Below are 24,553 nucleotides of genomic sequence, written 5' to 3' on the forward strand. Positions count from 1 at the left end.
ATTGACTTCCGTAATCGATGGCTCTTCCGGTTCCTGTTCATTGCCTGTTTCCGTATTGCGCTTATACTTCCGCTTATGCTTCCAAAGGATACTTTTCCATGTAATCCAGCAACTCGTCCACGGTCGTGAAAGCGAGTCCCGTCACCGTATCGGCGCAGCCGTAATAGATGGCAATGCGGCCGGTGTCGGCATCGGTCAGGGCGGCGCACGGGAAGGTTACGTTCGGCACGTCTCCTACGCATTCGTACAGCGTTTCCGGGCCGAGGATGTAATTGCGGGAACGGGCGAGCACTTTCCAAGGCTCATTGATGTCCAGGAGCGCGCATCCCATGCGGTAAACGAACCCGTTGCAGGTATTGATGACGCCGTGATAGATCAGGAGCCAGCCTTTGTCGGTTTCGATCGGAACCGGCCCGGGGCCGATTTTTTTGGATTGCCATGCGGACTCGTCGCCGCTGATCGTACCCATCACGTAGCGGTGTTTCCCCCAGAACGTGAGGTCCGGGCTTACGCTGTAGAAGATGTCTCCGAACGGCGTGTGGCCCGTGTCGCTAGGACGGCTGACCATAGCATAGTAATCCCCGATTTTGCGCGGGAACAGTACTCCGTTACGGTTATAAGGCAAAAAGGCGTTTTCCAGCTGATGGAACGTTTTGAAATCGGTCGTGTATGCGATGCCGATGGTCGGGCCGTGATAGCCGTTGCACCAGGTGATGTAGTAACGGTCCCCGATCTTGCACACCCGCGGATCGTAGCGGTATTCCCGCTGGATTACTTCTTCGTCGCCTTCGAATTGGATCGGATCGTGATTGATGTTCCAGTTCACGCCGTCGTCGCTGAATCCGGCAAAAATATCCATGCTGACCGAACGCGAGTCGCAGCGGAACACGCCGGCAAACCCGCCCTCAAAAGGCACGACGGCGGAGTTGAACACGCTGTTGGAATTCGGGATCGCGTGGCGCTCGATGATCGGGTTAGAGGAATAACGCCAAACCGGTGCATTCAAGCCTTCGGGCTTCTCCTGCCAAGGCATGTTTGTCAGGGATTCGCCAATAATTTTGCTCATGATCATGTCTCCTTTTATAAGAACATTTATTTATAGATTCAGGTTAGTTCAAGATAAGCCGGCCGACTTACAAAATGCCTTCCTGCATGGCCCGGTACACGAGCTGCGAGAACAGGCTGTTCGACCAGGCGAACCACTTGCGTGTAAAAGTGTGCGGATCGTCGGCATGGAAGCCCTCATGCATGTAGCCGGTATCCGCGTCGGTCGCCTCCAGCATCGCGATCATCTCCAGCTTCTCTTCCTTGGTCTGCGCCGTGATGCCCTGCATCGACAAGGCCATATGCCAGATGTAATCCTTCGGCGTATGCGGGCTGCCGATACCCTTGGCGGCTTTCCCCTCGAAGTAGAACGGATTTTCCTTGCTGAGCGCGAAACGCCGCGTATTTTGGTAAATTTCATCGTCCGCGGTCACATAGCCGAGATACGGGATGGACATCAGACCCGGCGTACCCGCGTCGTCCATCAGGCAGTAGTTGCCGAAGCCGTCGGTTTCGTAGGCATAGATCGGCCCGAATTCAGGATGGCGGTAGATACCGTACAGCTTGATTCCGTGATCGACCTCGAACTCCAGTTCCTTCAATTCAGCCAGGAAATCCATATCGCGGAACACCCACTCCGCAAATTCCTGCATTTGGCGCAGCGCCACCACAGCGAACATATTGCCCGGAATGTTGTAGTGGAAGTCGCAAGCGTCGTCGCTGGAGCGGAAGCCCGACCAGATCATTCCCGTGTAATTAACCGGCATGCCGAGACCGCCGTTGCGCAGCGAATCTTCAGGAATTCCGTTGTTCCGGGAGAAACGGTACGGCGATTGTTCAAAATGATGCTGCTCGGTTTTGAACACGTCGTAGATCCGCCGCATCGCCGCTTTGAAGCCGGCATCGAAAATGTCGGTCCGCTCGGTTTCCTTCCAGTACGCATAGGCCAACCGGACGACGAAGCACAGCGAGTCGATTTCGAACTTGCGCTCCCATACCCATGGGGACATTTCCGTCACGTCCGTTGTGTTCCAGTGCCAGTCATTGGCCGATTCGTTAAACGCGTTGGCGTAAGGATCGACATGAATGTACATGATATGGCGTTTGATCAGGCCGCTAATGATCCGCTGCAGATCGGAGTCGTTCTTGGCCAGCGGTACGTAGTGGATCACCTGCTCCACCGAGTCGCGCAGCCAGGAGGCCGGAATATCGCCGGTAATGACAAAAGTCGTGCCGTCCTCCATCAGCTTGGTCGTCGTTTCCAGCGTGTTCGGAAAACAGTTTTTGAACAATTGCAGCAGCTTGGGGCGATGGGCGAGCTTGACTTCGGCGTCGGCAAGCACGTCTTGAACGGCCTGCGGAAGCTCCAGCTTCGGCATCGGTATTTTCGGTAGTCTAAATTGTTCCATGGGCTATCGACCGCTCCTTTTAAGGGAGTTCAAAAAGTCGACTTTCGATCACTCGACTTTTTGAACATGTATTTTGGGTTAGTTGTTTATTTTCAGTGTTTTGATCTCATACGGGGCAAAGTCCAGCTTGATCGGCCCCGCCGTGGCGCCCAGCGGCTCAACCTCCCGCTCCAGCGCGTCGGACAGGAATACCCCGCTATACGGCTGGATCCAGTTCAACTCCACGCGTTCGCGGCCGCCGGACGATTCATAGAAGCGAAGAATCACGCCGCTGCCGTCTTCGGCCGGTTTGACCGTATCGAGCACGACATGCTCGCCCGTGAAGCCGATCAGCGAGTGCACCGGCGGCAACGAACCTGCACGGGCTTCGGCGGCAATGACCGCCGGATCCAGATTCAGTTCCGCCGCAGCGCGCACCGTATGCGCCGATTGCCAATCCCCGGCATGCGGATACAGCGAATACGTAAATTCATGATCGCCCAAATCGGCGGTCACGTCCGGCCATTTCGGCGCGCGCAGCAAGGACAGGCGAATCGTGCTGCCCTGCACGTCGTAGCCGTACTTGCAGTCATTCAGCAGGCTGACGCCATAGCCGCGCTCGGATACATCGACGAAGCGATGTCCGCAGACTTCGTATTGCGCCTGCTCCCAGCTCGTATTCCGGTGCGTAACCCTTTCCAAAGCGCCGAACGGAATTTCGTAGGTCGCTTTATCCGTGACGACATCGATCGGGAAGCCGACCTTGAGCAGCTTGTGAGCTTCGTTCCAGCTTACCTTGGTCTCAAAATCGATCCGCCGGTCGTGATGATACAGGATCAAATCCTGAGTAATCTCCGATTGTCCGATGCTCCACCGGAACCGCAGCACGTCCCGCACGGCTCCGGCCGCAACCACCCGACTTTCCAGCAGTTCCGCTTGGCCGGCCGGCTGCCGCTCGTAGCGGCTGTCGATATCCCAGGCATCCCACAGCGTAGGCCGGTCATGGAAGAAATGGAACCGGTTCGCGGCTTCGCCCGCTTTGACGACTTCCCTGCCGGCGTCTTTATCCCAAAGGCTGACGATTTCACCGCGCTCATTGAATTTTAATCGGTAATACTCCGTTTCCCATTCGCTTGGGAATGTTTTCTCGCGGGCAGACGATCCCGGCATCTGTTCCTGTTTAGCTTCGCTTCGCAGCCAAATCGTCTTGTAGCCGAAGGCCGGAATTCCGGGTACGTGAACCCGGACCGCGTTATCTTCGCCTTGTACTCCAGAAGCGCCATCCAGGATCAGTTGTCCGCCGTTTTCGTCATATGCACTAAGAGTGCCGCTAAGCCCGTGGTCGCGGATGGAAACCGCCGTATCGCGGGACCAGCCCAGACTGTTAAAGACGATATAAGGCTTACCCTCGCCCTCCGTCGCCACCTCTCCGGCCAGAGACTCCAGACCCTGCAACAACCCGGCATTGCCTTTGCCGAAAATTTCTCTATATTCCTTTTCCGATGTCTCATAAGTTTCTGTGATCGCCGATCCCGGAATAATGTCATGGAACTGATTCAGTAAAATCAGCTTCCAGCCTTCATTCAAGTCTTTCCGGATTGCGTCAGTACGCTCTTCCTGCATACCCGGAACCACCAGCGTATTCCAAACCTCCGCCTCGCGGTATAAAATTTCCGCTTTTCGGTTGTTCCGCTTGTTGCGGCCATGCGTCGTGTAGGTGCCGCGGTGCAGCTCCAGGTACAGATCGCCGTGCCAGGCCGGAAGCTCCGGATGCGCCGCATCGATTCCGGCAAAGAACTCGGCCGCGGTACTGTACTCGCTGGCAGGCTGTCCGACCATAAGCTCGGCCCGATCATTATATTCCAGCATCTCGCGGGTTACGCCTCCGCCACCGTCGCCGTGGCCGTACAGCAGCATCTGTTCCGGGTGCGCAGCTTTCTCCCGATAAGATTGCCAATGATCGTGAATATCTTTAGGGAGCGTATTTTCGTTGACTCCATGATTCAAATAGGACAGCATCGGCGTTCCGTCAATCCCGACCCAGTGAAACAGATCGTACGGGAACACGTTCGTGTCGTTCCAGCCCAGCTTGGTCGTCATGAAGTAACGCACGCCGCCATGACGTAAAATCTGAGGCAGTGAAGCGCAGTAGCCGAACGTATCGGGCAGCCATTCGATCTCCGACGTCATGCCGAACTCCTCTTGATAAAAATGCTGCCCGTACAGCATTTGCCGCATCAGCGATTCCCCGCTAGGCAAATTCAAATCCGGTTCAACCCACATGCCGCCGACGAGTTCCCAGCGGCCTTCTTTGATCCGCTGCTTTACCCGTTCGTACAGCTCGGGGTCGTTCTCCTTTAAATAGGCGAACAACTGCGGCTGGCTCTGCGTATAGCGGTACTCCGGATACTCGCGCATCAGGGCGTCAACGGTCGAAAACGTCCGGCTCGCCTTGCGCACCGTTTCCCTGGCCGGCCACAGCCAAGCGATATCGATATGGGACTGGCCGACCATATGGATCAAGCCTTCGGCAGATCCTCCTATGCTCTTCACCCGTTCCCGGAGCCGCTGCTCCAGTTCCGTGATAGCCTGGCCTTCAGCAATCGCCGTAAAGTCCAAGGGAACGAATTCGTCCATCGCGGCATGCAGCGCCTCGATCAAGCGGGTGCGCCGGAAATCCTGTTCCGGCAGCAGCACGGCCGAATCGCGGATTACGGTTGCCGTGTACATTAAGCTTTGCACCGGGCGATTGACCAGGACCAGCCTGCTGTCGATCGATGTAATCGGCGGCTGAATAACCGCTTGACGGTTCAGGGGATCCACCGGTTCGGGAATCGGATCGAACAGTTCGATCTCCAGCTCCAGCGGATGATCTCCCGGCCCGGCAGGCAAGGTTACGAAAGTATGATTCCGGTCCAGGCCCTGGTACGATTTCCCGTTGATGCGCAGCAAACCTTCGCCACCGGAGGCAAATACGAGCCCGGCATGGCCGCCTTGCCACGATTCCGGCACCTCAAGCATCATCCGGAAGAAATACGTCGTTCCTTGCGTGCTGGGGAACCGCTCAAAATGCTGTCCCTCCGGATAATTCTTTTCCTCGGTATACTGCCCGGGAAGCCGATATTCGGAGGTCGTGATTTCCCACTCTCTCAGTTCCGATTGCTCCAGCCACTGCACATCGGCCAGCTCCCGGATAAACCGTTTGATCCGTTCCATAGCATTAACCCTCCCGTACGATCAGCTTGGCGCTCAGCGTCTCATTCACATGGCTTCCGACGTGAATTACGAATTCCCCGGGTTCCACGACCGGCTTGTAATCCCGGCCGATGTATTGCAGCTCTTCCGCTCCGATGGTAAACTCCACCCGCCGGGATTCACCCGGCGCGAGCTCTACCTTGCGGAAGCCTTTCAATTCCTTGGCCGGTCTCGTTACGATGCTGGCTACGTCGGTTACGTACAACTGGACTACTTCAGCGCCGGCCCGCTCGCCGGTATTTGTCACTTCCACCGCCACCTTTGCCGATCCGTCCGCAAGGATCGACTCCGGTCCGACGCTTAGATTCTCATATTTAAATTGCGTATAACTAAGGCCATATCCGAACGGATATCGCGGCTGTGAATCGGCTTCCAGATATCTCTTGCCGCGCGAACGCTTGCCGTTATAGTAAACCGGAAGCTGACCGACATCCTTCGGAATCGAAATCGTCAAGCGGCCCGACGGATTAATGTCACCGAATAACACGTCGGCGATCGCATGTCCGCCCTCCTGCCCCGGATACCAGGCCTCCACAATGGCGTCCGCGTGCTCGTCGATCCAAGGTTCAGTGATCGGCCGTCCATTGATATAAACCACGATTAGCGGCTTGCCCAATTTATGAACTTCCTGAATCAGTTCCAATTGGACTCCCGACAGCTTAAGGGACAAGCGGTCGATGCCTTCGCCGCAATCCATGTCGCTTTCCGAATTTCCGGTCACTTTGGAAGCCCCCGTCTTCAAATCGATGCTTCCTTCGCCAAAGTCCCGGGCGCTGGAACCGCCGACGACCATCACTACCGTATCGGCCTGCTCCGCACAGGATAAAGCAAGTTCAAAGCCTTCTTTGGAATCGCCTTTGATTCGGCATCCCGGGGCATACAGCACCCGCTCCGGCGCAGCGGCTAACTTGTCGCGTACGCCGCCAAGCACGGTCGTGACTTTCGACCGCGGCTGCGGCGAAGTATAATCGCCAAGCTGGTTATAACCAACGTCAGCGTTCGGGCCGATAACGGCGATGGTTCCCGCCGACTTCGACAACGGCAGCACGCCGCCTTCGTTTTTCAACAGCACGATGCCTTCCCCCGCGATTTTCCGGGCCAATTCCACATGTTCGGCGCTGCCGATCACCCGCTCGGCTTTCTCCGGATCGGCATAAGGCTGTTCGAACAGCCCCAGCTTGAACTTCAGCGTCAGAACGCGGCTGACGGCCTGGTCGACCACTGCCTCAGCCAACTGGCCGGACCGGACCGCATCAAGCAGATGCTTGCCGAACATCTCGCCGGACATCTCCATATCGATGCCCGCCTCGATCGCCTGAACGGCGGCATCCCGTCCGTCCCCGGCCACGTCATGGCCGGATGCCAGCATGTCGATAGCGCCGCAGTCCGTAATGACCATGCCGTCAAAGCCCCACTCGCCGCGAAGGACGCCGTCCAACAATTCGGTATTGGTCGTGCAAGGCACGCCGTCGATTTCGTTGTAGGCCGGCATGATGGAGGCCGCTCCCGCTTCCACGGCTTTGCGGAAAGGCAGCAGGTCCACCTCAAGCAGCTCGCGCCGTCCCATATGGACCGGACCGGCATTGCGGCCGCCTTCGGAGCTGCCATAGCCTACGAAATGTTTCAGGGTGGCGGCAACGCTGTCTTCTCCGTCCAGGCTGCTTCCCTGCAGCCCTTCTACCGAAGCCACCGCCATTTCGCCGATCAGATACGCATCCTCCCCGAAGCATTCCTCCGTCCGTCCCCAGCGGGGATCGCGGACGACGTCAAGCACGGGCGAATACGTCACCGCCCCGCCCTGACTGCGGGTTTCCAGGGCCACCGCCCGGCACATTTCCCGGTACAAATCCACGTTCCAGGTACTGCCGAGCGACAACGGCACGGGGAATACGGTGGCACCGATGGCCATATGCCCATGAGAGCATTCTTCCCCGATCAGGATCGGGATGCCGAGCCGGGAATGCTCGATCGCACACCGCTGGATCTCGTTGACCGCCTCGGCGCCCTGGCGGGGAGACAATCCGCTCTCCAGGGTCACTCCCGTCCAAGGGTCGGCGCGAAGCACGCCATATAAGGACCCGACGCCTCCGTCCGCCACTTGTTTTTTAAAGCTTTCCGTCAGCTCTATTTTTCCGTCTATATGCTCATAAGTCTGCCAGCCGAACGGCTGGATCAGCTGGCCGACCTTTTCTTCCAAAGTCATCAGGCTGAGCAAATGCTCCGCCCGCTCCTGTATCGGCTTAGTTTTGTCTTTATAGATCATGGTTTCCACTCTCTCCTCCAAATGATCCTATTCTTTAACTGCCCCTACCGTAAGACCTTGAATGAAATAACGCTGGAAAAACGGATATGCAAAAATGATCGGCCCCGTCGCCAGTACAACCATGGCCATCCGCGACGTATCCTGCGGCAATGAACGCAACGCCTCAAGACTCAAGGAGCTGTTTTGCGAATTTTGCAAAATGAACTGCATGCTGGTTTCGATACGCATCAGCATGGATTGAAGCGGAACCAGATTCGGATTGTCGATGTACAATAAGGCGTTAAACCAGTCGTTCCAATACCCCAAGGTGCTGAACAACCCGATGGTTGCCAAACCGGGAAGGGATAACGGCAATACGAGTTTGAGAAAAATCCGGAATTCTCCCGCTCCGTCGATTTTCCCTGATTCGATAATCGCGTCGGGAACGCTTGTACTGTAAAACGTACGCAGAATCATGATATAGAAGGCGTTGACCGCCAGCGGCAAAATCAGGGCCCAAACCGAATCTTTAAGCGAAAGCATTTGGGTCACGATAATGTAGGTCGGTACCAACCCGCCGTTGAACAGCATCGTAAAGAAGGCGAAAAACGCGAAGAAATTGCGGTATTTAAAGCTTTTACGCGAAATGGCGTAGGCATAAAAAGAAATAAACAGCAAACTGACGATCGTTCCCACTATGGTCACGAAGATCGTTACCCCGTAGGATCGAAGCAAAGTATCCCCGGTTTGGAACACGTAGCGGTAGGCTTCCAGGCTCCACCCTGCAGGGATCAATTTGTAGCCGTCTCTTGCCAGCACGTTTTCGTCCGTGAAAGAAATGATGACGACGAATATAAACGGAAATACGCACAAAAAGGCGAAAATACCGGCAAAGAGATTGAAGATTACGTTCCAGGGCGTTGAAAGCCGATGAAAATCGCGTGCTTTATAGGTTCTCGCAGACATGTTACTCACTCCTTCCGGTGGATTAGAACAAGGCGCTGTCCTTGTCAAATTTGCGTACGATATAATTCGAGGTCATGACCAGAACAAAGCCTACGACGGATTGATACAGACCTGCCGCCGTACTCATGCCGATCTCGCCGGTCGTTTTGAGTCCGCGATAGACATACGTATCGATAACGTTCGTAACCGAATACAGGGTGCCGGAATCTCGCGGAACCTGATAGAACAAACCGAAGTCCGCATAAAAGATTTTACCGACCGCCAATAGGGTCATGATCGTGATGATCGGAGTCAGCAGTGGAATCGTGATGTTGCGGATTTGCTGAAACTTGCTCGCGCCATCGATCATGGCCGCTTCATAAAGCGACTTATCGATCCCCATAATCGCCGCCAAATAAACTACGCTGTTGTAACCGACGGCTTTCCACAAATACACAAGGATAAGAATATAAGGCCAAACCTTGGGGTCGTTATACCATTGCATCGACTCCCAGCCGAGGCTCTGGAAAACCTGGTTGAGCAGCCCGCGCTCGGAGCTGAGGAAGCTGAATGCGAAATAACCGACGATAACCCAGGACAGAAAGTAGGGAAGGAACATGCCGGTTTGATATACTTTGGCCAGCCTTTTGTTGGCGATCTCGCTCAGCACCACGGCCATCAGCACGGATAAAATCAGGCCGAGGAAAATGAACGCGACATTATAGAGTAAGGTGTTTCTCGTGATGATGTAGGCATCGTTCGTACTGAACAAAAATTTAAAATTGTCCAAGCCCACCCATTTGCTGTTGACGATGCTCGCCCAGAAGCCGTCCCGGCTGAAGCGGTATTGCTTAAAGGCTATAATCGTGCCGAACATCGGCATGTAGGAGAAGAAGAGGAACCATAACGCACCCGGCAGAACCATTAGCAGCAACACTTTATTTTTGATGATATCGCGAAAAAATCCGCCTACCATTTTCATGCAAATCCCTCCTGATCGCTAAAATGAAAACCTGACGAGTGTAAAAAAGATCGGGCGTTAGGATCTTCACCCGCCCGATCTTCCTAAGCCTCATGAAGCTTTAATTACTTGTTGTTAGCGGCTCTCCACTCATCGATTTGTTTTTGCGCTTCGGCAATGATCTTGTCGAGTCCGGCTGCTTTGAATTTCTCGTTCGCTTTTGCCAGGTATTCGTTCGGATCTACCGTACCGGTCATCAGGGAAGACCAGAACTCTTCCTTCACGTTTTGCACGGCCGCGATTTCATTCGTTACCGCGGAAGTATCGAAGTTGAAGCCAAGCAACGGAGCGTTGATGCCCGATGCGTTGAATTTCTTGAATTCGTCCCATTTATTTTCCGGGTCCCCATCATTCAAGAAAGTGATCATGACGTTGCCTAGCGAGAATGTAGGCATGTCGTAGTTTTTGGCATCGGCCAGGTTTTTCACCGAAGTGTCATTCACTTTTTCATAATGAACGCCTTCGATACCCGAGTCGATCAGGTTGCGCAGATAAGGATCCGTGTTCAGCAGGTTCAGGAATTCCATCGCTTTCTCCGGATGCTCGGAGTTGGCGGAAATGGCTTGCATGGAGCCCATTACGGACCAGTTGTAAATGTACGGTTGGCTGGCTGGCGTCGAAACTACAGGATACCCGTAGCTAGCGGACCAGAGGTTATCGGCCAGCGGCTGCGTTGCCGCACGGTCCATGAACCATTTGCCGGATTTATACAGATCGTCAACGGATGTCGTCGTCGCTACTTCCGGAGAAACGTAACCCGCTTGGTAGTACTTGCGGACGGTATCCAGCGTCGATTTCGCTTCCGGAGTTTCGAGGATGTTGACAACCTTGTAGTCCTTCGTGTCCATATATACGGCCATCGGCATTTTCTCGATGACGTAGTCAAATGGCATAACCGGCATGAAATCCTTCACCATGGCGTAAGGAGTGATGCCCGGTTCGTTTTCCTTGATCGTTTTGAGCATCGGCTCCAAGCTTTCCATCGTTGTGGCCTGGCTCATGTCCAGATTGTACTTGTCGAGCAATTCTTTGTTGAAACGCCACACTTCTTGGGCCGGGAGTTCCTTATTGGCAGGAATCGCATAGTTATGTCCGTCAACCTTGGAGCCTTCCAGGAAAGCCGGGTCCAACGTTTCCTTGATGCCTTGCCCGTATTTGTCTAACAGGTCATCCAACTCCATAAAAGCGCCTTTCCGCGCATTTTGAACATAGTCGAATGCCCAGGAGCATGTGAACATGATGTCCATCGGCTCGCCGGAAGCGGCCATGACTTGCATTTTTTGCGTGTAATCCCCGAAGTCGATCATTTTCATGTCGATGGTAGCATTGATTTTTTCCAAGGTGTACTTGTTGACTTCCTCCACCACGCGGTTCAAGTCTTTTTGTGGAGCGCCGATGGTGTACCAGATCAGTTCAACCGGCTTTTCGGCCTTTGTTGAATTGCCCGAATTGCCTGTTGCCGCCGAATTGTCGGCCGCTTTGTTACCGCCGCAAGCGCTAACAATTAACGTAAGCGCAACCAACGAAGTCAGTAGCAAGGAGAAGCTTTTTCTTTTTTTGCTCATTTAGGTATAACCTCCCTTTGATGTAGAAGCATTAAATCTATCTTTACTGTAAGGCATGAAAGCATTTTCAAATAGAAGAGAAAATAAATAAATCATGGTTCAAAATAAAGAAAAGAGTCGGCCAGCAGAATTAATGCTAACCTAACCCTTTGAATTCCGTGGGCGATACCCCGACATATTTTTTGAATTGCTTGTAAAAATATCCAGTTTCCCAGTAGCCGACATTGCGGGCGATTTCATGAACTTTCTGGTTTGTCGTCTTCAGCATTTCCTTGGCCTTGTCGATCCGGTAACGGTTGATGTATTCGGTGAACGATTCGCCTACTTCTTTATGAAACAGCTGACCCAAATAAACCGGATGGATCTTGTACGTATTCCCCAGTGTCTTAAGCGAGAGATCCTGATTATAAGAATCCTGGATGGTGTTCAACACCTGCTGCACGACCGGGCTTTTGACATCCCGGCTCAGGGCCTCCATGACCGCAGCAGCCGTCTTCTTCACAATGGCAACAAGCTCCTCCAACGTGGTTGCCGATTGGATCTGCTCAAATCCGCCCGAAAACAAACCGATGTCTTCGGTATGGCGAATTTCCTGCAGTTCCAGCTTAAAACGGATCATCCATTCCAGAGACACTTCCTGGAGCAAAGCCGGAGACGCGGCACCCGACTCCCCCAATGAGGTAAACTGCCGGTCAATCAAAGCGAAAAGTCCCTCTTTGTCCCGGGCGAGCAGCAGTCTCGAGCTTTCGTTCCAGTCAAAGGAAGACGCCTCGGCGGCGGTCGCGGAGCGGGCGTTCAGACTGTCGTAGCTTATGATATCCTGTTCCGGAAAAATCATAAAATATTCCTGGGCCTTCTTCGCGTTTTCATAGCTGAGTGACGCTCCCGAATCCCTGTTCTCTACGCTGCCGAGGGAGATTTGGGGCTGATAAGGGGACAAAATTGAGGTAAGTCGGTCGATTCTCTCCTGAACCTCTTGTTTGCCCTGCTCCGCATCCTCAAAATGATGCAGCAGCACAATATCGCTATCGTTATTGCGAAACGGAACCACGCCCGGATCTCCGCCCAATTCCCGTTCGATCAGATTAAAAGAGCCGGCGGAATTCAACCTGAACCGCAGCAGCGAGATCAGAACGAGCGGCTTGTCGATGTCGATGCCAAGCAAGTCGGCTCTCTCTTTGAATTCCAGGGTGCCGATTTGGTTGAACAACCAACGATGCATCACATTATCACGCAGAATGCGGATGCTGTATTCGTTCAAAGCCTCATTGCTCCGGGACAATTCAAGCTTGTCGCGGACGCTGGTCAAAGTTCCGCGGAACTCCTCCAGATTGATCGGTTTCAGCAAATAATTTTCAATGCCTAGCGCCATTCCTTCTTTCAAATAGGCAAATTCGTCATATCCGCTTAACACGATCACCTTTAACGCCGGCTTGAACCTTCGCGCCTCGCGGATCAGGTGCAGGCCGGTCATTTCCGGCATCGAAATATCGGTAATCAGAATGTCGACCGGCTTTTCTTGCAATGCCTGTAGAGCGGCTTTCCCGTTTTCGGCCTGGCCGACGATCTCCATGCCGAGCTGGGCCCAATCCACGATATCGTACAATCCTTCGATGATAAACGGCTCATCGTCCACAAGAAATACTTTATACATTCCGGTCACCTTCCTCTAGCTCGGGAAAAGTCACGACCACCGTCGTCCCCCTACCCTCTTCGCTGTGTACTTCCACTCCATAAGCATCCCCGTACAGCAGTTTCAATCTCTCGTGGATGCTCCGCAGGCCGAAAGATTCCGCATATTCATCGTATCTCTGAAGTCCTTGATTAATTTCCTCCAGCCTGTCCGGGGGAATCCCCCACCCGTTATCCTCCACCTTGGCTTGCAGTATCCCTCCATCGGAAGGAACTACGGAAATCGAGACGATGTTATCGGCCCGGTCCGTCCGCAGCCCGTGGATGATGTAATTTTCGATGATGGGCTGTAGGGACATTTTCATGACGGGCCTGGTTTCAAGTTCCTTGTCATAATGAATTTCATACGCCAGCCTGTCCTTATAACGGATCCGAAACAACTCAAGATACATCCGGCAGGCTTCCAGTTCATCCTTTAGCGTGTAATTCCGCTTTTGCTGAACATAGTTCTTAAAGAGCATCGACAGGCTGTAGATCATTTCGCCGACATCGTTCGCTCCCTGCGAAACGGCGCGCATGCGGATCACTTCCAGCGTGTTGTACAGAAAATGCGGATTGACCCTGGATTCCAGCGCTTTCAATTCGGATTGCTTTTGCTTGATTTCCGCCTTATAGACCCTGTTGATATAGAGATTCAAATTATCGAGCACGCTGTTAAAGCTCTTGGAGATGAGCCCAAGCTCATCATCACGGTCGTCTTCGATGCGCACCGACAAATCGCCGTTTCTTACCTTGCGCGTAAAGCGGACGATGCCGTAAGTCCGTTTGGCAAAATTGATGATAAACAGGGACGGCAGGATGATCGCCACCAAAATGCAAATCGAGCTGATCGTCAGGATGGTGTTCCGGAGACCGCGATAAGTTTTGGCAAGTTCATGTTTCGGGACCGTACTCAGGACAGTGAAACCGCCCTGGTTTTGCATCAGTTTCGTGACGATCAGGTCATTGCCTATCGTTCCGTTGTCATACGCGGAATTGACCTGATCAAAATGGGGATATTCACGGCCGTAATACGTGCCCGAACTATCGAACAGAACATCGCCTTTGCTTGAAATTACAAGAATTTGGCCTTTCAGATTATCACGAAAGCGTTCCAGGCTATCCTGCACCCGGTTCGTGTCGAAATAGACGACCAACTGCCCCATGTTTCGCAATGACTGATCATTATTGACGGGAACCCGTACCGAGTATACCGGCGTTTCCGGCAAGCCGATTGTCTTGCGGATCCAGATATTCGGCAGGGAAACGCCGGTTTCTTCCTCCAGATACATCGCATCGGGAACATAGGAACGGGAGGCGTTGGTCGGTATGATTTTAAACTGCTTAAAACTATTATAGGCGTATAATTGCTGTATATCCGCGCTGTATAGCATAAGGCTCATGATATCCCGGTCATCCTCGACCTGGTTTCTGAAATACTGTACCGTATCCGTAGTGGAACCCGTATCGTTGAAAAACCGGTCCAGCCTGTACTTCACGTAGTCCTGATAAGGATGCTCCATAAAATAGGACGTATTATAAGCCAGTTCCCGGTCGCGGTAGACATCCCTCAGCATCCGCTGAACGGATTCGTACTTGCCGGAGATATAATTCGAAACGCTCTCAATCGCGCTCTTCTGCACGTCCATTTGCCGCTGAACCGCGGCTTCCGACATCACCCGATACATCAGATAGGAGAACGTAATGATCGTCAATATCATGATCATGGAGAAGAACAGGATGATTTTCATGAACAGGTTGTTTTTGAAGTATTTTCGGTAGATGCCCCCTATGATCATATCGCTCTCCTTTCCGCCGGGCGGCCGATTAACAAAATTATAACATGACCAAGCAAGCATTGCGGCTGACCCGATTATGACCTCATTATTAGCAAAACGGCTTCCGCAAGTATAACATCGGCTCATTTTCGGCTGGATTTCAGCTGAATTGCCGCCTAATTGTTTATTTTGAGCAGTTAAGATATATTGTCATCATTCGAAGATAGCCGGAGAAATCCATTCAAGGAGTTGCTTAAACCGTGATCCATATTTTAATTGCCGACGACGATCCCCACATCCGGGAATTGTTGACTTATTATTTGCAAGGAGAAGGTTATGGCGTCATCGAATCTGCCGACGGAATCGAGGCCTCGGCTATTTTGGCTTCAAGGCCCGTGCAGCTCGCCGTTATCGATGTCATGATGCCGGGAAAGGACGGGTTTCAGCTCTGCGAGGAGATCCGGGAAGATTACGATGTGCCCGTCATTTTGCTGACAGCCAAAGACCAGTTGTCCGACAAGGAGCAGGGCTATGCCGTAGGAACCGATGATTACGTCACCAAGCCGTTCGAGCCAAAAGAACTGCTGTTTCGGATCAAAGCGCTGCTGAGACGCTACCAAATGGTTAATGCGGAAACGATCCGGCTTGGCGATACCGTCATTGACCGCAAAAGCTATGAGGTCGTGTGCAAAGGGCAACAGCTGCTGCTGCCGATGAAGGAATTCGAGCTGCTGTCCCAGTTGGCCAGCTACCCGAACCGGATTTTTACCCGCGAAGAATTGATCGGACATATTTGGGGCTTCGACTTTGTCGGCGACGACCGGACGGTAGACGTCCATATCAAGCGCTTGCGGGACCGGTTTGCCGATTGCAGCGACGACTTTACGATCACCACGGTCCGGGGCGTAGGCTATAAACTGGAGGCCGCCAAGTGAGAAACCTATACCATCGTTTCGTCGCCACGACCGTCATCGTGATGATTCTCAGCAGTTCGCTGGCTTTCCTCGCCGCGAATCTATATTACCAGTATCGCTTGAAGCCGTTTAATGACGAAAAAGTCACGCATATGGCCGAACAGATCAAACAGTTCTACGAGCGGAACGGGGAGATCCATCTTGAATCCTACCTGAACCATATAGGGAAGCTGGGCTATCAGTTTTATGTGGTGGACGAGCAGGGCCAAGGTGCCTTTTACGGGGAAAATTTCCGGGAAACCGCTCTCGATCCGCAAGCCGTCCGGATGGTCCTCGACGGTCAGGTGTATCACGGAATTGCCGGGTTCCCCACCGGATTGTTAATCACCGGATTCTTCGACAATGATCTCGGCAACACGATCGGCGTACCGTTGAAACAGTCGGATGGGGAAACCTACGCTTTGTTCCTGCGCCCCAACGCCATGATCCAATTCGGAGAAATGCGGACTTTCTTTTCGATCATACTCCTCGTCTCCATTGTGCTAAGCATCCTTCTGGTTGCCTTCAGCACCCGATATTTGGTCAAGCCCATCGTCAAATTGAGCGAGGCAACCAAAATGCTGGCCCGGGGAAAATACAACATCAAACTGGACGTCAAACGCGACGATGAAATCGGAAAGCTGGCCGTTAACTTCTCGGACATGGCCAAAAGTTTGGGGCAGCTCGAAGCGATGCGCCAGGAATTCGTCTCCAACGTGTCCCATGAAATCCAGTCGCCGCTGGCGTCGATCCAAGGATTTTCGCACACGCTTCTGACCTCCGATTTGCCGCAGGAGCAGCGCCGCCACTATCTCGCGATCATCGAGGATGAGAGCCGGAGAATGTCGCAACTCAGCAAACAGCTGCTGACGCTTGCGTCGCTGGATAAGGAAGAAGCGATATTAGAGAAGATCAGCTTCGATGTGGGCGCCCAAATCAGGCAAGTGCTGTTCATGACCGAATGGAGCTGGCGCGAAAAAGAACTGGCCATCAAAATGGAGCTGCCTTCGCTCTTCATCCATGCGGACGGCAAGCTGCTGCACCAGGTTTGGATCAACCTGATTACGAACAGCATCAAGTTTACGGAAGAGGGCGGCACCATCTCGATCACTCTGCATCCAGTCGAGAAAAACCGTCTGGTTGCCGAAATTGCCGATACGGGCATCGGAATTTCGGAGAGCGACCTGCCGAATATTTTCCAACGGTTCTACCGGGCCGATAAATCAAGAAACCGTAAAGAGGGAAGCAGCGGATTAGGGCTGGCGATCGCCCATAAAATCGTCGAAATGCACGGAGGGGAAATCGAAGTGGATAGCGAACTCGGCAAAGGCACGAAATTCCGGGTCATTTTACCGCTGAAATCATCCAATGATTAATAGGATGAATATCCTCCATTTCATTTATCGTATGAATTACTTTTGGGACATTGTCCGCCCTGCTAAGGTTCCGTTCATATTCAGTTCACACACCCTGTCTATAGTTATTTTTGCAGCGAGGAATCGCTCATAAATAGATAACCGGATAGGAGCTGAATAGGGATGTTTCTCGCCTTACGTGAATTAAAGCATTCCAAAACGCGTTATATGCTGATTTCGTTGATCATGGTGCTGATCGCCTGGCTGGTCCTCTTTGTTTCCGGCCTGGCCAAGGGACTGTCTTCCGATAACGCCTCTTCGATTCAAAATATGAACGCGGATTACCTGGTGGTGGATCAGAACAGCGACCACCGATTGAACCGGTCGGTGATAACGGAAGACATGCTGACCCAGGTAGGCCGTGCAGCCGAGAAATCCGGCGGATTGGAAGCCGCGCCGCTCGGCGTTCAGATGTCTTCGGTGACCCAAGCCGGCTCGCCGAAAAAAATCGACGCCACCTTCTTCGCGATCGAAGCGGACGGCATGCTCGCGCCCGAAATAACGGAAGGCCGGATGATCGGAGATACCGCAGCCGATGAGGTCGTGGCGGATTCTTCTTTTAAAGATGAACATGGACTGAAGCTCGGCGACGTGATCGAAGATCAAATCTCCGACCGCTCATTTAAGATTGTCGGTTTTACCGATGGCCAATCGTTCAGCCACGCCCCTGTCCTTCATATGAATTTCACCGGATGGAAGACGATTACGGCAGATTCGCGTCCGACCGTTGCAGAGGGAGCCGTGGATGGAGATGCGGATAGTGCAGGTGTTGCTTTTAACGCTATTGCCTTAAAAGCAGCCGGTTCCGCAGCCAAGTCCATCGGCGATCAAGTGGACGGCATCGAAGTGGTCACCAAGGCCGAAGCCCTCAAAGGAATACCGGGCTATAAGGAAGAACAAGGCTCTTTGCTGATGATGATTGCATTTCTGTTTATTATTGCCGCATTCGTTTTGGCCGTATTCTTCTACGTGATCACGATTCAGAAAATGAACCAGTTCGGCGTGCTGAAAGCGATTGGCGCCAAAACAGGGTTCCTGGCACGCAGTCTGCTTTTCCAGGTCCTCTCCCTATCCATCTTCAGTCTCGCCATCGGGATTGCATTGACTTACGGAGTATCGTTCATACTGCCGGACAGCATGCCGTTTGAATTGAACCTCAAGCTGGTTGGCGGAAGCTCGCTGCTGTTTTTGGCGGTGGCGGTGATCGGCTCGTTGCTATCCCTTTTGCGGGTAGCCAAAGTAGATGCGATGGAAGCTATAGGGAGGGCTGCATAATGAATACCATGTTAAAAGAACAGGACGTAAATATGGGATCTACTCCTAAAAAGGACACGCTGCTGCTGCTCGACAAGGTCAGCAAAGTGTACGGGGACGGTGCTGCTTCGGTCAAGGTACTTGACCAAGTTTCTCTGGAGGTAAAAGCCGGGGAATTCGTGGCCGTCGTAGGCCCCTCCGGAGCCGGAAAAAGCACCTTCCTCTCCGTCGCCGGTGCCTTACTATCCCCATCCAGCGGCAAGATTCTGATCGGCGGCAGAGATATCAGCCGGCTGTCCGGGCCGGAGCTGAATGACGTGCGGCTTGCGAAGATCGGATTCATTTTTCAATCCGCCAACCTGATCCCCTACTTAACCGTCAGGGACCAGCTGTTGCTGATCGGGGAACTGGCCGGCAAGCCGAAGGCCGAGTCCAAAAAGAAAGCCGACGCCTTGCTTGAGCGCCTCGGTCTCGATCATCGGCTTCGCAACTACCCGGAAAGCCTGTCCGGCGGAGAGCGGCAGCGCGCGGCCATCGCTCGGGCTTGGATGAACGATCCCGAGATCATCCTCGCCGACGAGCCGACCGCCAGCCTCGATTCCGAGCGCGGCCGCGATGTCGTGCAAATGCTCGCCGACGAGGTCAAGCACCGCGGCAAGGCGGCCGTCATGGTCACCCATGACCAGCGCATGCTCGACCTGTGCGACCGCATCGTCTACATCGAGGACGGCAAGCTGTCGGAGGCCTAACGCATCCTGCGCTTTTCGGCACCTCATAGCCTTTTACTCTTAACAGGTTACTCTTAACCTCCTCTTTGCGCATTCGTGTGTCAGCCTCGGTAATCCTACTACAATGGGGTGAAGTTTCCATAAAGTTTGCACGATGCACGCGGTTTGGAATCCAGTTAGTTAAGTAACTAATTTGTTCTCCTTGAGGCTGGGCGCCATGGCGCAATCAGCAGGCCGTGCGTCGAAGATTAACTGGAAAACCTACAGTTAATTCCTTTGGCAAACCCCGTTTGAGCAGATTAACTGGAAATCCTACAGCTAATTTGAGCTCATGATGTGAAAACGGCGGAGAAAGCGGAAATTAACTGTAGAAAATACAGCTAATTGCCCAGAATGACCGAGTTGGGGGAAATTAACTGGAGGAAATACAGCTAATTGTCCAGCAGAGCGCCCAGTTTAGCGTCTTCAACGTCAAAAGCGCGTGATCCCTTCACCATAAAAGGAATCACGCGCTTTTTGCATGTTGTTATTCAGCTACTTTTCCTGCTAACCGCGTTAGCCGCGGAATTCCTGAAGCCCCTCGTTCAGCGAGCGGGTTGCGGAGTAAACTTGCTGATACAGCTTGAACAAGCGGCCGTAAGTTTCCACGTTGGCCGGGATCGGCTCGTACGTTTTGCCGTAGCCGATAAACTTGTCGGCGCACTCTTTCAAGCTGCCGAACCAGCCGCAGCCGACGGCGGCCATCATGGCCGAGCCCATGGCCGGGCCTTGCTCGTTCTTCAGCGACACGACCGGCGTGCCGAAGATGTCGGCTTGCATTTGCAGCCAGACTGGATTCTTGGCGCCGCCGCCGATGGAAATGACGCGTTCGACGGTGATGCTGGCCTCGCGGAACAAGGCCACGGACTCGGCTAGCGAGAAAGTGATGCCTTCCATCACCGCGCGGGCGAGGTGCTCGCGGCGGTGCGTGCCGGAGAGGCCGATGAAGCTACCGCGGATCACGCTGTCCGCATGCGGCGTACGTTCGCCGACCAGATACGGCGTGAACAAGAGGCCGTCCGCGCCTGGAGGCAGCGAGCCGACAGGCTCCAGCAGTTCATTGAAGCTAAGCTCCGGCGCCAGCGAGTCCTTGAACCAGCTCAGCGAATAGCCTGCCGCCAGGGTCACGCCCATGGCGTAAAAAGCGCCCGGATGTGCATGGTTGAAGAAGTGCACCTTGCCGGCGAAGTCCTTGTTCTTGTCCTCTTCGTACGTGAGGACAACGCCGGACGTGCCGATGCTGCACAGCGCATCGCCCTTGCGGACAATGCCGGCGCCTACCGCGCCGCAGGCATTGTCCGCGCCGCCGCCGAACACACGGGTGTCCGGCGAGAGCCCGCTCTGCTGCGCGAATTCCGGCAGCAGCGTGCCGGTTTGCTCCGTGCTGCCGACCAGCGGCGGGCAGAACCCTTCCGGAAGGCCGAACGCCTGAGCGATCTCCTCGCTCCAGGCCCCTTCCGGAACGTTCAGCAGCAGCGTGCCTGCGGCATCGGAGATTTCCATCTCTACGCGCCCGGTCATCCGGTAGCGAAGGTAATCCTTCGGCAGCACGAACCGTGCCGCCTTGGCGAACAGCTCGGGCTCATGCTTTTGCACCCACAGGATTTTCGGCAACGTAAATCCTTCCAGAGCCGCATTGCGCGTAACGTCGAGCAGCTTGCCGCCGAGCTTCTGCTCGATTTCCCGGCACTCCTTCGTCGTGCGCGTATCATTCCACAGAATCGCGTTGCGCAGCACATTGTTCTGCTCATCCATCAGGACCATGCCGTGCATTTGTCCCGAGAAGGACACGCCTTCGATATCGTCGCCCGAAACTCCGTTTTCCTGGAGCAATTGCTTCAGGCAGACGATCGTTCCGTCTACCCATTCCTCCGGATTTTGTTCGCTATAGCCCGGACGCTCCTGAATCAGCGGGTAAGCAGCCGTTGCTTCCCCTTTGATTTCTCCCTCCTTGTTCACCAGCACCGTTTTTACCGAGCTTGTGCCAAGGTCAATCCCTATAACATATTTCATCCGTGACGCTCTCCCTTCATCCAACTAGTCATCCAAGCCGCAACCAACCAGGCAGGCCAAATACCACAAAAAGGGACGGCAGGCGTCCCTTTTTGCTGTTTCAATCAAAGATCAATCGCACCGGTATTCATTCATTCCGACTGCTTATTTTGTTCCGAAGATATATTCGTTCAAACGGGCTTTCACCAGTTCGAGGTGGTTCGATTTGTTACGGATGTCGCTGTGCTCAAGAGCATAAGCTTCCAACGATTTGAAGTTGGCTTTACCGGACACGATGTCGGCGCCGATACCGGATTTGAAGCTGGAATAGCGCTCTTCAAGCAATCCGTCGATGAATTTTTCTTCTTTCATTTTGGCAGCCACTTTCAGGCCTTTCGCAAAGGTATCCATACCTGCGATGTGAGCATAGAACAAATCTTCAGGCTCGAAAGAAGTACGTCTTACTTTCGCGTCGAAGTTTACGCCGCCAGAGCCGATGCCGCCGTTTTCGAGAATTTCGTACATAGCAAGTGTAACGGAATACAGATCAGTCGGGAATTCGTCGGTATCCCAGCCGAGCAGCATGTCGCCTTGGTTAGCGTCGATCGAACCGAGCATGTTGTTGATACGGGCAACGCGCAGTTCATGTTCGAATGTGTGGCCTGCCAAAGTAGCATGGTTAGCTTCCAGGTTAAGCTTGAAGTGCTTATCCAAGCCGTATTTTTGCAAGAACGCGATCGTAGTAGCTGCGTCGAAATCATATTGGTGTTTTGTTGGCTCTTTTGGTTTTGGCTCGATCAGGAATTGGCCGGTGTAGCCGATTTCTTTGGCATAGTCCACAGCCATTTGGAAGAATCTTGCCAGGTTGTCAAGCTCAAGGCCCATATCGGTGTTCAACAGGGACTCGTAACCTTCGCGGCCGCCCCAGAATACGTAGTTCTCGGATCCCAGTTCAACCGCAGTTTCCAAGCCTTTTTTGACTTGAGCAGCTGCATAGGCGAATACGTCGGCATTCGAAGTCGTTGCTGCACCATGGACATAACGCGGGTTCGAGAACATGTTGGCCGTATTCCAGAGCAGTTTAACGCCTGTAGATTTCATGCCTTCTTTCAGTTTGGCGACGATCACATCAAGATTCGCGTTGGATTCTTTCAAAGTTGCGCCTTCAGGAGCTACGTCAACGTCATGGAAGCAGTAATAAGGAGCGCCGAGTTTTTCGAGGAATTCAAAGTTAACTTCAACGCGTTCTTTAGCCAGATCCAGGCCGGATACGGTTTCCCAAGGACGGATCATGTTGGCTTGACCGAAAGGATCGGTACCGTTCATTGTAAATGTATGCCAGTAAGCTACAGCAAACCGAAGGTGTTCTTTCATCGATTTTCCGAGTACGACTTCATTTTCGTTATAATGTTTAAATGCCAGAGGGTTGGTGGAGCCTGTGCCTTCATACGAAATCTTGCTAATGTTCTTGAAATAACTCACTTTTGAGTCCTCCCTGCATGATTTTAATTTTTTAGTAAGCCCTTTCATGGGCTCCCTTAAAAAGATGGTTCAATAAATCAATTTTCAGTCTGGAACGTAATCTAGGTGGTGAAAATCGCATTTTTTGAACTTGGTTCCAAAGGTAGCATGCCCTATCGAATTCATCGCATGCCCTTTTCAACTAGATCGTATCACGTTATACTTAGTTTGTCTAGTAAACTAACTAAGTTATTCAGTTACCATTTTGTTTTTATGTTATGATGGCAGATATGAGCAAGTCTATACGGAGGATTATGATGAAAATTACCGGCGACCAGCAGTTGATAAAAAAAATGAACAAGAGCATCGTGCTGGACACGATCCGTCAGCGCCAGCCCTTGTCCCGTGCGGATATCGCAGCCGGCATTGGACTGAACAAAGCGACGGTCTCCTCGCTCGTATCCGAACTGATCGACAGCAATCTCGTCACCGAAATCGGTCCGGGCGAATCGAGCGGCGGACGAAAACCGACTCTGCTTCTTTTTAATAAACATGCAGGCTTCGCCATCGGCGTAGACATTCGGGTCAGTGACCTGCTAGCCGTGCTGGTCGATTTAGAGGGTAACGTCATCCGTGAGAAAAACGTTCCTTTGAGTGATTTTTCACCGGAGGCGGTTATGGACCAAATCCGCAAAACCATCTCCCAGCTCAGCCGCAAGCTGCCGGAATCACCCTACGGAATCGTTGGGATCGGCATCGGAGTTCCCGGACTCGTCGATGAAAAAAGCAGCGTCGTTTCCGCTCCCAATCTGGGCTGGGAACACGTCGATCTGGCCGGAGCGCTCGCTGAAGAGTTTGGCGGCAACATTCATATAGATAACGAGGCGAATGCCGGAGCCATTGGCGAGAAGCTTTACGGTGTCGGAAAGGATTCGCTTAATCTGATCTACTTAAGCATCGGGGTAGGGATCGGTTCCGGAATTATCGTTGGAGGAGCACTGTACCGCGGCACTTCTAATTTCTCCGGCGAGGTCGGCCATATGACCGTTGCCGAGAACGGGCCGCTTTGCCGCTGCGGTAACCGGGGATGCTGGGAGACGCTAGCTTCGGAAAAGGCCATGCTGGACCGGGCGGCCGCCATCTGGCCGGGAGACGACGCCCCCGATCTGGAGGATGTCCTGAAGGCCGCCAAACAAGGCGATCAAGAAGCCGTTAATCTGCTTAATGAAATCGGCTCCCAACTCGGCGTAGGCCTGGCCAATCTGGTTAATATCCTCAACCCGGAACTCATCGTCATCGGCAACCGTTTGTCGCTGGCCGGCGAGCTGTTCGAAGAGGCCATGCTGCGCACGATCAAGAGCCGTAGCTTGTCCTATCACCGAAAAAAAACGCATGTCGATTTCGCCAAACTCGGCATCCGCTCAACGGCGCTAGGTGCGGCTTCCATGCCGATTACGGCTTTCCTGACCGACCCGGATGTAAGCGTCTAAGTATCCCCAACAACTACGCGCCAATCCATTTCGGCCAGTATGCCGACGATTACATTGTTTTCAACGATGTCTATAAATAAAGCAGGTCAGGTTGACGTGAAAGGGCCTGGCTGGAGTTCGGTAAACGGACAGCACAAACAAGGCGAGCATTTGCCGATTCGCAGGTGCTCTCTACTTTCATCTGCTCCGCTAGAATAGCGCCTATTTAGTACGTTATTCCGCGTTTTTGGATACTTAGCAAGAAACAGCGAACTTTCGGGCCCTTATTTCAGAGGAAATGACCATTTGGAGCTCTTTCAGCCGGTTTGTATT

The 24,553-nt window shown here is 53.1% G+C and carries 16 protein-coding genes; 5 read left to right on the forward strand and 11 right to left on the reverse strand.

All coding sequences use genetic code 11. From position 1 onward, the window contains the following. Positions 1-73 precede the first annotated feature (73 nt). The 9 genes from ACLB09_RS17600 to ACLB09_RS17640 form a co-directional block, all read right to left on the reverse strand. Positions 74-1,066, reverse strand: coding sequence for a glycoside hydrolase family 130 protein (locus ACLB09_RS17600; protein ID WP_410771163.1), 993 nt, complete (start codon positions 1,064-1,066; stop codon positions 74-76). 67 nt (positions 1,067-1,133) lie between these two features. Beyond that, entirely contained in the window at positions 1,134-2,453 is a 1,320-nt protein-coding gene (locus ACLB09_RS17605) for a glycoside hydrolase family 125 protein (protein WP_410771164.1), read from the reverse strand. Positions 2,454-2,531: 78 nt separating this feature from the next. Beyond that, a complete protein-coding gene (locus ACLB09_RS17610; protein WP_410771165.1) occupies positions 2,532-5,648 on the reverse strand; it encodes an alpha-mannosidase in 3,117 nt (1,038 codons plus the stop codon). A gap of 4 nt (positions 5,649-5,652) precedes the next feature. After that, positions 5,653-7,950: a glycoside hydrolase family 3 N-terminal domain-containing protein gene (locus ACLB09_RS17615; protein WP_410771166.1), complete on the reverse strand. Its 2,298-nt coding sequence runs from the start codon at positions 7,948-7,950 to the stop codon at positions 5,653-5,655. 27 nt (positions 7,951-7,977) lie between these two features. Continuing rightward, the gene (locus tag ACLB09_RS17620; RefSeq protein ID WP_114497704.1) at positions 7,978-8,895 is read right to left on the reverse strand and encodes a carbohydrate ABC transporter permease; all 918 of its coding nucleotides are present in this window, start codon (positions 8,893-8,895) and stop codon (positions 7,978-7,980) included. 22 nt (positions 8,896-8,917) lie between these two features. After that, complete coding sequence (locus tag ACLB09_RS17625; RefSeq protein WP_410771167.1) at positions 8,918-9,856, reverse strand: ABC transporter permease; 939 nt, start codon at positions 9,854-9,856, stop codon at positions 8,918-8,920. A gap of 104 nt (positions 9,857-9,960) precedes the next feature. After that, a complete protein-coding gene (locus tag ACLB09_RS17630) occupies positions 9,961-11,460 on the reverse strand; it encodes an ABC transporter substrate-binding protein (RefSeq protein ID WP_410771168.1) in 1,500 nt (499 codons plus the stop codon). A 136-nt stretch (positions 11,461-11,596) separates the two neighbouring features. Next, positions 11,597-13,114, reverse strand: a complete 1,518-nt coding sequence (locus ACLB09_RS17635) for a response regulator transcription factor (RefSeq protein WP_410771169.1) — start codon at positions 13,112-13,114, stop codon at positions 11,597-11,599. Further along, positions 13,107-14,930, reverse strand: a complete 1,824-nt coding sequence (locus tag ACLB09_RS17640) for a sensor histidine kinase (RefSeq protein ID WP_410771170.1) — start codon at positions 14,928-14,930, stop codon at positions 13,107-13,109. The genes ACLB09_RS17635 and ACLB09_RS17640 overlap by 8 nt, the downstream gene beginning before the upstream one ends. Before the next feature lie 239 nt (positions 14,931-15,169). Between ACLB09_RS17640 and ACLB09_RS17645 the strand changes: the two genes are divergently transcribed. The 4 genes from ACLB09_RS17645 (at position 15,170) to ACLB09_RS17660 (ending at position 19,280) form a co-directional block, all read left to right on the forward strand. Then, positions 15,170-15,844: a response regulator transcription factor gene (locus tag ACLB09_RS17645; RefSeq protein WP_410771171.1), complete on the forward strand. Its 675-nt coding sequence runs from the start codon at positions 15,170-15,172 to the stop codon at positions 15,842-15,844. Continuing rightward, positions 15,841-17,238 (forward strand): sensor histidine kinase, encoded by a 1,398-nt coding sequence (locus ACLB09_RS17650; RefSeq protein ID WP_410771172.1) that lies wholly within the window; start codon positions 15,841-15,843, stop codon positions 17,236-17,238. The genes ACLB09_RS17645 and ACLB09_RS17650 overlap by 4 nt, the downstream gene beginning before the upstream one ends. A gap of 162 nt (positions 17,239-17,400) precedes the next feature. Continuing rightward, the gene (locus ACLB09_RS17655; RefSeq protein ID WP_410771173.1) at positions 17,401-18,552 is read left to right on the forward strand and encodes an ABC transporter permease; all 1,152 of its coding nucleotides are present in this window, start codon (positions 17,401-17,403) and stop codon (positions 18,550-18,552) included. A 32-nt stretch (positions 18,553-18,584) separates the two neighbouring features. Further along, positions 18,585-19,280: an ABC transporter ATP-binding protein gene (locus tag ACLB09_RS17660; protein WP_410771403.1), complete on the forward strand. Its 696-nt coding sequence runs from the start codon at positions 18,585-18,587 to the stop codon at positions 19,278-19,280. Positions 19,281-19,814: 534 nt separating this feature from the next. Here the strand turns inward: ACLB09_RS17660 and xylB are convergent. Both xylB and xylA read right to left on the reverse strand, forming a co-directional pair. Beyond that, positions 19,815-21,311, reverse strand: a complete 1,497-nt coding sequence (xylB, locus tag ACLB09_RS17665) for a xylulokinase (RefSeq protein WP_410771174.1) — start codon at positions 21,309-21,311, stop codon at positions 19,815-19,817. A gap of 144 nt (positions 21,312-21,455) precedes the next feature. Next, the gene (gene xylA / locus ACLB09_RS17670; protein ID WP_410771175.1) at positions 21,456-22,772 is read right to left on the reverse strand and encodes a xylose isomerase; all 1,317 of its coding nucleotides are present in this window, start codon (positions 22,770-22,772) and stop codon (positions 21,456-21,458) included. Positions 22,773-23,068: 296 nt separating this feature from the next. Between xylA and ACLB09_RS17675 the strand changes: the two genes are divergently transcribed. Then, positions 23,069-24,241, forward strand: a complete 1,173-nt coding sequence (locus ACLB09_RS17675; RefSeq protein ID WP_410771176.1) for an ROK family protein — start codon at positions 23,069-23,071, stop codon at positions 24,239-24,241. Positions 24,242-24,553: the final 312 nt, after the last annotated feature.

It is taken from the genome of Fontibacillus forbon (genome assembly GCF_046559655.1).
Taxonomy (GTDB): Bacteria; Bacillota; Bacilli; order Paenibacillales; family Paenibacillaceae; genus Fontibacillus.

What these genes read in the sequence shown, in the direction of transcription:
- ACLB09_RS17605 (WP_410771164.1), bottom strand. Translation starts at nt 2,453, where the DNA reads ATGGAACAATTTAGACTACCGAAAATACCGATGCCGAAGCTGGAGCTT.
- ACLB09_RS17655 (WP_410771173.1), top strand. Translation starts at nt 17,401, where the DNA reads ATGTTTCTCGCCTTACGTGAATTAAAGCATTCCAAAACGCGTTATATG.
- ACLB09_RS17660 (WP_410771403.1), top strand. Translation starts at nt 18,585, where the DNA reads ATGGGATCTACTCCTAAAAAGGACACGCTGCTGCTGCTCGACAAGGTC.
- ACLB09_RS17675 (WP_410771176.1), top strand. Translation starts at nt 23,069, where the DNA reads ATGAAAATTACCGGCGACCAGCAGTTGATAAAAAAAATGAACAAGAGC.
- xylB (WP_410771174.1), bottom strand. Translation starts at nt 21,311, where the DNA reads ATGAAATATGTTATAGGGATTGACCTTGGCACAAGCTCGGTAAAAACG.
- ACLB09_RS17625 (WP_410771167.1), bottom strand. Translation starts at nt 9,856, where the DNA reads ATGAAAATGGTAGGCGGATTTTTTCGCGATATCATCAAAAATAAAGTG.
- ACLB09_RS17635 (WP_410771169.1), bottom strand. Translation starts at nt 13,114, where the DNA reads ATGTATAAAGTATTTCTTGTGGACGATGAGCCGTTTATCATCGAAGGA.
- ACLB09_RS17600 (WP_410771163.1), bottom strand. Translation starts at nt 1,066, where the DNA reads ATGAGCAAAATTATTGGCGAATCCCTGACAAACATGCCTTGGCAGGAG.
- ACLB09_RS17620 (WP_114497704.1), bottom strand. Translation starts at nt 8,895, where the DNA reads ATGTCTGCGAGAACCTATAAAGCACGCGATTTTCATCGGCTTTCAACG.
- ACLB09_RS17615 (WP_410771166.1), bottom strand. Translation starts at nt 7,950, where the DNA reads ATGATCTATAAAGACAAAACTAAGCCGATACAGGAGCGGGCGGAGCAT.
- ACLB09_RS17610 (WP_410771165.1), bottom strand. Translation starts at nt 5,648, where the DNA reads ATGGAACGGATCAAACGGTTTATCCGGGAGCTGGCCGATGTGCAGTGG.
- ACLB09_RS17630 (WP_410771168.1), bottom strand. Translation starts at nt 11,460, where the DNA reads ATGAGCAAAAAAAGAAAAAGCTTCTCCTTGCTACTGACTTCGTTGGTT.
- ACLB09_RS17640 (WP_410771170.1), bottom strand. Translation starts at nt 14,930, where the DNA reads ATGATCATAGGGGGCATCTACCGAAAATACTTCAAAAACAACCTGTTC.